Origin of the sequence: Phytobacter sp. V69 (genome assembly GCF_965644215.1) — a bacterium.
Taxonomy (GTDB): Bacteria; Pseudomonadota; Gammaproteobacteria; order Enterobacterales; family Enterobacteriaceae; genus Phytobacter.
Genome location: NZ_CBFFRL010000184.1, coordinates 1 through 9,167 on the forward strand (window position 1 = coordinate 1; position 9,167 = coordinate 9,167).

A 9,167-nucleotide genomic window follows, 5' to 3' on the forward strand; every position below is an offset into this window, starting at 1 on the left:
TGGTCGCCTGAAAGAATACCGGCGCATTGCAACACGTTACGACAAAACGGCGAGGAATTATCTTTCAATGGTGAAGCTGGGTTGCATCCGATTGTTTTACAAGAGGTTATGCAATTAAGGGACACAGCCTAAAACTATCTATTCCACAACGGCGAAACGTGGTGCCTGGACGCCGCTACCTGACGTTGAATACACCACTAACCTTGATGTATTGCTCAAAGACCCGGAAATCGCGCTGGTGGTGGTCACGACCCCCTCGGCGTTTCACTATACATTGGCAAAGCAAGTGCTTGAGGCCGGGAAACATTGCATTGTCGAAAAACCGTTTACGCAAACTTATGCCGAAGCGAAGGCGTTGTTTGACCTGGCGAAAGAGAAAGGGCTGTTCATTCAGTGCTATCAGAACCGCCGCTTTGACAGTGATTTCCTCACGACCCAGAAGGTGATTGCCTCCGGGAAATTGGGTGAGCTGCTGGAAGTGGAAATGCACTATGACTACTACCGTCCTGAGGTTCCGCAATCGGCGCAGCAATTCAGCGCAATAGACTCGTATTTATACGGACACGGATGCCATACGCTCGATCAGGTCATCTCTTATTTTGGCAAACCGGATAGCGTGAATTATGACGTCCGCCAGCTATTGGGCCGCGGGCGTATGAACGATTACTTTGATATCGATATGCACTACGACACGCTGAAAGTCTCGGTGAAATCCAGCTATTTCCGGGTAAAAGAGCGCCCGAGCTTTGTGGTTTATGGGCAGAAAGGGATGTTTATTAAGCAGACGAAAGACAAGCAGGAGCATCATCTGAAGCTTTTCTATCTGCCCGGCAGCCCGGATTTCGGCCTTGATACGCCGGACGAATACGGCGTACTGACCTGGATGGACGATGATGGCGTATTCCATGAGGAAAAAATAGTCACCGAGCCGGGCGATTATGCCCGTTATTATGACGCGGTGTATGAAACGCTTATTAATGGTCAGGACAAGCTGATTTCCGACGAGGAGACATTGCTCCAGATTCAGCTACTCGAAGCGGGCATAAGCCCGCTTCAATAAATGACCTGTTATTTTCAGGGTTGTCTGTCGTCAGCACAGGCAACCCTTTTTTATGTGCACTGACGTGCAGCAAAACCCTTTTTCGTCACAGATTTCCGCTTAAAAATGGCCAAATTTCCGCGTTAAAATATGACCTGCTTCACAAAGTAACCGCCTTTTTTGATCTGCCTCGCTCTTTTCTTCCCTCACGTAGAACACGTTTCCTGTTGCAGGCGGAAATCGCCTGTCTGAATCGTGACAAAATTCCGCTTAGTATCTCACTCAACTTAATTGAAGAAATATGCGAATGAGGATGTACGTATATGCTGATTGCACGAGAAAATATTTTCTTAGACCAACAATTTCAGGATAAGAAGGAGATCTTCCGTTTTCTGGCATTGCATGCCGTAAAGCAAGGATGGGCCGACAATAGCGATATCATCGAAGCGGATCTGTGGGAACGTGAAAACCAATATTCCACGGGTTTTGAAAATCAGATTGCTATTCCGCATGCCAAAACGGTCAACGTTAAAGAAGCCGGTGTTATTTTTATTCGCCTGGCTCAGCCTATCGACTGGGAAAGCCTGGATGACCAGCCGGTACAAATTATTTTCGGCCTGTTGGTGCCTGAATCCGGTGCCAAAGTGCTGCATTTGCAAATTATCAATAGCCTCGCCAGTCAAATTATTGATGACGAATTCAGAGATCAATTATTCGCCGTTAATGATGAAGAAGAATTATTTCAGTACATGAAGTCACGCATCGCCATTGAGGAGGAAGCATGAATATTGTTGGAGTCACATCCTGTATCGCCGGATTAGCGCATACGCCAATGGCGGCCAAGTCTCTTGAAAAAGAAGGGGCACGCCTGGGCCACCAGGTAAAAATTGAACAGCAGGGTGCCATGGGCATCATGAATAAAATTTCCCCGGAAGAGATTGCCGCCGCAGATTTTGTATTAATTGCCGCTGACCGCTCCATTGAAGAAGAAGACCGTTTTGCCGGGAAGGTCATTATCCGCGTCAAAATTGGTCAATGTGTTAGCCATGCGTCTGATGTTATTACCAAATGCGTAGCCGCCGTTGAGGCTCGCCGGAACAAATAACCCTGGTGATTTTATGAAAAAAATAATGGTAGATATAAAGAATCATCTTATGACAGGTATTTCCTTTGCTTTGCCTGTCATTATTGCCGGTTCCCTCATGGTCGCGGTCGCCAAAATTATTGGTCTGGCGATCGGTGAGTCTAATCTGGACACCTTCGCCCACAGCAACGGCCTGCCAAACTGGCTGTACCTTACACAAGATATTGGTTTTAAAATCATTGGCTTGATGAACTATGTTCTCGGTGCCTATGTGGCGTATTCGGTGGCGGGTAAAAAGGGGCTGGCGGCCGGTTTCACCGCCGGGCTTATTGCCTCTCTGACCGGATCTGGCTTCCTCGGGGCGGTGATCGGCGGCCTGTTGGCGGGGTATTCCTCTGAATGGGTTTCACGCAAAATCCAGATTACCGGTTCCGCGGCGTCTTCTGTACCGTTAATTATCCTGCCCTTTATTACCGTAGGACTGCAGGTTGTTATCATGCTGTTGTTACTGGGTGACGTATTAAGCTGGCTTAATACCTCGCTGATGGCATGGGTTCAGCGCATGACCGAAGACGGCACCAGCACCGTATTACTGGCCGCGGTCCTTGGCGGCATGATCTGTTTTGATCTCGGCGGCCCGGTCAATAAAGCAGCATGGGGAACGGCGAACGTCCTGTTTTTAAGCGGCGTATATCTGCCTGCTATTCTGGTTAACGTTGCGATCATTATTCCCCCGTTGGGTTATGCCGCCGCACGCTTTTTACGTCCGGATAATTTTAACCAGACGCTGAAAGAAGCGGGTAATGGCTCAGTCATTATGGGGATTCTCGGCATCTCCGAAGGGGCCATTCCGTTTACGCTGAAAAACCCGGCGCGCTTAATTCCACTGAATGTGCTGGCAGGGACGCTTGGCGCGGTCACCGTGGCACTGTTAAAAGCCTATCCCGTTATGCCGCCGTTAGGTGGGTTATATGGTGGTTTCACCGTCGGAAATCCCTGGGCTTATTTCATCGGTGCGTTAGTGGGTACGGCGGTTATTGCCTTCGGTGCCAATATGCTGGTGAATTTTAATGATGAAGAACCCGGTCTGAAATCCAGCGATAAAGCCCCGGCAGAAGAGATTGAAATAAAATTTGATTAATTTTCGCACTTTGCGTAATGGGAGAAGTTGTATGAAATCGAAGACCGTACATATTTACAGTCATACTCACTGGGATCAGGAGTGGTACTTTACATCATCACGCTCACGTATTTATCTGTTTAACCATATTAAAAACGTGATCCGTATTCTGGAGAATAATGATGATTTTCCCTGCTACCTCCTGGATGCGCAAAGTGCGTTAATTGAAAGCTATCTGCAATGGGCGCCAGAAGACCGTGACGTATTGTTCAAATTAATTGCTGAAAAGCGTCTACTCACCGGGCCGTGGTACACGCAAACCGATCAACTGGTGATCCACCAGGAGTCGGTAGTACGTAACCTCTATTACGGCATGAAAGTGGCGGCAGACGCCGGCAATGCAATGCTGCTCGGCTATGTCCCTGACTGTTTTGGTCAGGGTGGCAACATGCCACAGATTTACCGTCAGTTCGGTATTCACCACGCGTTGTTCTGGCGTGGGATTGCCGACAACACGCTGCATGAGACCGAGTTTGTCTGGCAGGGTGACAATGGCGATCGCGTCTTCTCCGTGCAGATGCCGTGGGGCTATCACTATGGTGGCCTGCTGGATGAAACGCCGGAAACCATGAAAGCTTTCCTCGACGGGAAAATGGCACCGATTGAAGCCCGCAGCCGCCGCGAGCATCTGCTCTACCCGCACGGCTTCGACCAGGCCCCGGTACGCGAAAACTTACCGGCGCTGGTGGCGCAATTTAACGAATGTGATGACACGCGCCACTATCAGATCGGCAGCCCGCTGGCCTTCCTGGAAGCGCTGGAAAAAGAGGCCGCGTCCGATGTGCGTGTGTTGCAGGGCGAACTGACTGAGGCGAAGCACTCGCGTGTGCATAAATCGATCTTCTCCTGCCGCGCCGATCTCAAGCTGCTGAATAACGAGATTGAAGCGCTACTGGTGAACACCCTGGAGCCGGTGTTGGCGATCAGCCGCAGCCTGGGGCATGACTACCCCGCACGGGCGATTGCGGATATCTGGAAGCTGATGTTCTATAACGCGGCACACGACAGCATTGGCGGCTGCAACAGCGATGATACCAACCAGGACGTGTTCTTCCGCTATAAGCAGGCGCGCGACCTGGCGGTGAATTTGCTTGAGCTGCACACCCGGCTGATAAGTATTCGTATCCCGAGAGCGCACGATTATACTTTCACCGTTTTCAATCCGTTAACAAATACAACTGCCCCGCAGGTGACCTTCGAAGCGTGGCTACCGGGTATTCCGTTTACCCTGCGTGACGCTCAGGGCAAGGCGTTACCCTATGTTATTGACGAGCAAAAAGAGCTTACCGACTACGTGCTGAATCAAACCATTCGCCTGAATCCAGGCAAAGCCTGGCACAAGCCGGAACAGGTCTGGCGCACGATGCTGACCGTGGATTGCAGCGAGTTGCCTGCGCTCGGCTATACCCGCTGGTATCTTGATTTTTCCGCCGATGGCGAGAGCAAGCCAGAGGCTGACGACGCGTCGGTTATCGAGAATGCCTTCTACCGCATTGACGTGGAAGAGAACGGCCTGCTGGCGATCACCCACAAAACCACCGGTAAGCGCTACACCCGCCAGATGCTGTTTGTGGAAAACGGTGATGACGGCGACTCCTATAACTATTCGCCGCCGCGTGGCGACATGTTTATCACCTCCGAAGGCTGCCTGACGCAGGTACGTCGTCGTAAAACCTCGCTTAATCAGTCGCTGCAGCTCGACTATGTGCTGGCCGTGCCGGGGAATCTTGATGAGCGCGCCCGTGGCGTGACCTCTGGTGAGATGGCCCTGAGCGTGAACGTCACGCTGCAACATGACGACATGATCCGCTTTAGCGTGGATGTCGAAAACAGCGTGCTGAGCCACCGACTCTGCGTGCACTTCGCGACCGACATCATGGCTAACATGTCCTATGCGGATCAGCTGTTTGGCGTGGTGACCCGTCCGGTGCAGTTAAGCAATGCGCTGCGCGTCTGGGAAGCGGAAAACTGGCATGAAAAGCCGATTTCCATTGAACCGATGCAGAGCTACGTCAACCTGCATGACGACAAACACGGCTTCACGCTGCACACCAACGGGGTGCGCGAGTATGAAATTATCGGCGACAACTTCGATACCATCGCCCTGACCCTGTTCCGCACCTTTGGCTTTATGGGCAAAGAGAACCTGCTCTACCGTCCAGGCCGCGCATCGGGCGAGTCGGTGGTCGAAACGCCGGACGCACAGCTTCTGGGTCCATTGTCCTTCGTCTTCGGCTGGCGTCTGTACAGCGGAGCGTTTGATGAGGCGCAGCATGCCCGCGTATCGAAGGCCTTCCTGACCACCTTCCCGGTGTATCAGGACAGCGATTTCCTCAACGGTCGCCTGCGTTTCTGCCTGAGTGATGAAGCGCGCACCTGGCCGCAGCAGCACAGTGTGCTGACGCTGCCGTCCGGGACAGGTGATGCCTTAGCCAGCGTGGTGAAATGCGCAGAGCAGGGGAACGGGCTGATTGTGCGTCTTTACAACCCGAACCTCGACGCACTGGCAGCCATTACTGCTCTGGAGAAGGCGCGTTTCGTGATGCTCGACGAGCACACTGCCATGCAGGAAAGAGCGTTCCTCAAGCCGAATGATGTTCAGACCCTGTACGTAGAAAGAGAATAAAGAGAGAAAAATGAGACTGTTTACCAACAAACGCGTCAGAGATATTTTCGTGCAGATTGCGGAAGGAAACGTCACCCAGGCCTCTCTTGCCAAAGAGATGAATGTGTCGACGCGAACGATCCGCAGCGATTTGAAAGAGCTTGGCGATCTTATCGCCACGCAGGGTAACAGTCTCATTTATGACCGCAAGAAAGGCTTTTCAATACAGGTGGATAACCCGGCAGGGCTGAACACCTTGCTGGAACATTCGCAGCGCCCGTGGAAAGAGACGCGCTCAACCGCAGAACGCCGCCGGGCGCTGTTAACGGCGCTGTTATGCCAGGACGCGGGGATTTCACTTGAGGAGCTTGAGGCGACGTGGTTTATCAGTATCTACAGCCTGCGCAATGATGTTGCCTTACTCAAGCGTCATTTTGCCCTGTATGACCTTGCTATTGCCTCGGAAAGTGCAGACAAATTGAAGCTGGTGGGCAGCGAAATTGCCTTTCGCCGCTGCATCTACGATCACCTGCTGCGCTCGAAAGAGGCCGAAGAGGATTACCACGATATCTTCGGTTCAGCGGCGGTGTTTTCCGATATTAAGCAGTCGCTGAGCCACTATTTTGTTAACCACGGCTTTGTGGTGAGCGACGTCAATCTGCGCTTTTTCACGCTGATTTGCGGCATCACCTGCGAGCGCATCCGGCGCGGCAACTGGCTGCTGGATTACGAGTTCGATGGCTGTGCGGCGCAGTGGAAAACGGTCGCCTGTGACATTTTGCATACACTACTGGCCGATGCGGTGGTGAGCGTGCCGCAAAGCGAAATGGATTACATGGCAATGAACCTCGCCGCGTTTTGCGCAGCACCCACGGAACATGTGGACGACCACGGGCAGTGCGATGCTGAACGTACCGTGATGAACCATTTTTTAAGCTATGTCAGCGCCTCCTGGTTTTGCGATGTGAGCTACGACGAGCTGTCGCGCAAAAATTTGCTTAATCATATCAAAGCAATGCGCATCCGGGTGAATAACGGCATCACCATTATTAACCCGCTGATTGAGCAAATTAAGCGTCATTACCCGTTGATGTATGAGATGACGCTGGCGGCATTTAGCGAACTCGAGCACTTTTTCTCCAGCCCCATCAGCGACGATGAGATTGGTTATCTGGTGATGCACATTGGTGCGATCCTTGAAGATACCCACCTCAAGGATGAAGGGAAAAATATCAGCGCGCTGGTGGTCAGCGATCAGGGCGGGGCCTCGACGCGTATCGTCTGCCAGAAGATCGTCAGAATGTACCCGACCATCGCGATTTCGAAATGTATCTCCGTTGAGCAATATAAAGCGATGCAGGAGGTGGAAGAGAGCATTGTCATCAGCCTGGTGGCGATTGAAGAGAAGAACAAGCGGGTCATTACCTTACCGCCGCTGCCGGAACGCTGGCAGCTGGAAAACATGAAGTATTTTTTAGCCGCCGAAAATTCGCCGCCGGAGGCGATGGTCAACTATTTTTCTGCGGATCACTTTTTTGTTTTCGACAGTAATGTGCACAGCAAAGAATCATTGATTAACTTTCTCTCTGCGCAATTAGCACAGAAAGGAAGAGTGGATGAGCATTATTTAGGATCGGTACTGGAACGCGAAGCCCGCGCGTCAACATTACTGGATGATAAAATTGCTATTCCGCATCCTCTTGGTCTGGTGGCATTAAGCACGATGGTGACGGTCGCTATTTTCCCGGAAGGTATTGAGTGGGACCCGGGTAAAAATGTGAAGTTAGTCTTTATGCTCGCAATCAGTGAAGATGCATTTGTCGACAGTATGCTGATTTATGATTATCTGACCAATATTCTCGATGATGATGTTATTGATAATTTATGTAAGTGTGCCAGTTACCCTGAATTTATTTCGCTTTCACAAAAATATTTTTTATAAAAACAACCTGTACGTATTAATACGCCTTTCACAAGGCGTAGCTTTACGCATTTAAAATAACAAAGGAGTTTATCGTGAAATATAGACATTACCTCTGTGCGTTATTCGTATTATCCGCTCCGGCTATCTCTGGCGTCACCTTCGATACCCCGGAAGGCAGCCTGAAACTGTACGGCGACGTTGAATTTAATGTCGACGGGGCCAGCCGTACCGGCCAGCTCACCTCGCTGAAAACCAGCACCGGTAAAGACTGGAAAGCCGGTGATGCTGAGCGTTGGGATGTGAATGGCCGTATTCTGATTGGCCTGGACGGCTATCGTACGGCGGCCAATAACAAATTTGCCGGCTTCACGGTACAACCGCTGGCGGATCTCTCCGGCTCGATGAACCTTGACGATGCGGCCTTCTTCTTCGGTCAGGAGAATGACTGGAAGGTGAAGATTGGGCGCTACGAAGCCTATGACATGTTCCCGCTGAACCAGGATACCTACATTGAGTATTCGGGCAATACCGCCAACGATCTCTACGATGACGGCTATGGCTACATCTACATGATGAAAGAAGGGCGCGGCCGTAGCTCCGGCGGGGCCATCCAGTTGAGCAAAACGAGCGGGCCGTTCTATTTCGAGGTTAACACCACCGGCCGTGACGGCACCAAACTGTTCCAGGACAGCGATTACCACGGTAACTCTCTGGAAAACAAGAAAAACGTCATCTACGTACGTCCGGTTATTGCCGTCACCATGGGGGACGTGACCACCGCTATCGCCATGGAAAGCAACGTGGTTAACAATGCTTATGGCTACACGGGCAGCGACGGCAAATTCGTCGATCAGTCAAAACGTAATGGCTACGGGGCAACGCTGACCTGGAACGGGCAAAAATCTAACCCGACTGACGGGATGATTGTGAACCTCAGCACCGCGTATATGGATGCCACCGACGAGAAAGATTTCAGCGCCGGTATTAACGGATTGTGGCATGACTTTGAACTGGGTTATATCTACGCAAAAAATGACGTGAAGGCATTCAATATTAATAATGTTGATGTGAATAGCGCGAATGGCTTTATTTTAGGGAAATATGACATTAATACCGTTCACGCCTCGTATCGTATTCGCGATGTGATGGAAATGAATAACTTTGATGTTTATCTGGGCGCCTACTGGTCACGTATCAGCACGGATGAAGAGCATGATAATAAAGACCGTTATGGTGCGCGCGTAAGATTTAAATATCACTTCTAGGCTGTGTCCCTTAATCACCTGAGTTATAGTAACTGTCTTTTTCAACAACATATTGAACTATGGCTCGCTA

Annotated in this window: 7 protein-coding genes and 1 pseudogene; all 8 read left to right on the forward strand. The window is 50.9% G+C overall.

What is annotated here, in order from left to right:
• Positions 1–118: pseudogene (locus ACSZPU_RS20255) on the forward strand (IS5/IS1182 family transposase); the annotation flags it as partial.
• An 18-nt stretch (positions 119–136) separates the two neighbouring features.
• Entirely contained in the window at positions 137–1,060 is a 924-nt protein-coding gene (locus ACSZPU_RS20260) for a Gfo/Idh/MocA family oxidoreductase (protein ID WP_499002528.1), read from the forward strand.
• Between the two features lie 302 nt (positions 1,061–1,362).
• A complete protein-coding gene (locus tag ACSZPU_RS20265; protein ID WP_499002516.1) occupies positions 1,363–1,824 on the forward strand; it encodes a PTS sugar transporter subunit IIA in 462 nt (153 codons plus the stop codon).
• Entirely contained in the window at positions 1,821–2,144 is a 324-nt protein-coding gene (locus ACSZPU_RS20270) for a PTS fructose transporter subunit IIB (RefSeq protein WP_499002517.1), read from the forward strand. The genes ACSZPU_RS20265 and ACSZPU_RS20270 overlap by 4 nt, the downstream gene beginning before the upstream one ends.
• 25 nt (positions 2,145–2,169) lie before the next feature.
• Complete coding sequence (locus tag ACSZPU_RS20275; protein ID WP_499002530.1) at positions 2,170–3,264, forward strand: PTS fructose transporter subunit IIC; 1,095 nt, start codon at positions 2,170–2,172, stop codon at positions 3,262–3,264.
• A gap of 31 nt (positions 3,265–3,295) precedes the next feature.
• The gene (gene mngB / locus ACSZPU_RS20280; RefSeq protein ID WP_499002521.1) at positions 3,296–5,929 is read left to right on the forward strand and encodes a mannosylglycerate hydrolase; all 2,634 of its coding nucleotides are present in this window, start codon (positions 3,296–3,298) and stop codon (positions 5,927–5,929) included.
• Positions 5,930–5,939: 10 nt separating this feature from the next.
• Positions 5,940–7,850 carry a BglG family transcription antiterminator gene (locus tag ACSZPU_RS20285; RefSeq protein WP_499002523.1) on the forward strand — a complete coding sequence of 637 codons (1,911 nt, stop codon included), beginning with the start codon at positions 5,940–5,942 and terminating at the stop codon, positions 7,848–7,850.
• 74 nt (positions 7,851–7,924) lie between these two features.
• Positions 7,925–9,097 carry a carbohydrate porin gene (locus ACSZPU_RS20290; protein WP_499002526.1) on the forward strand — a complete coding sequence of 391 codons (1,173 nt, stop codon included), beginning with the start codon at positions 7,925–7,927 and terminating at the stop codon, positions 9,095–9,097.
• The last annotated feature ends 70 nt before the right edge of the window (positions 9,098–9,167 follow it).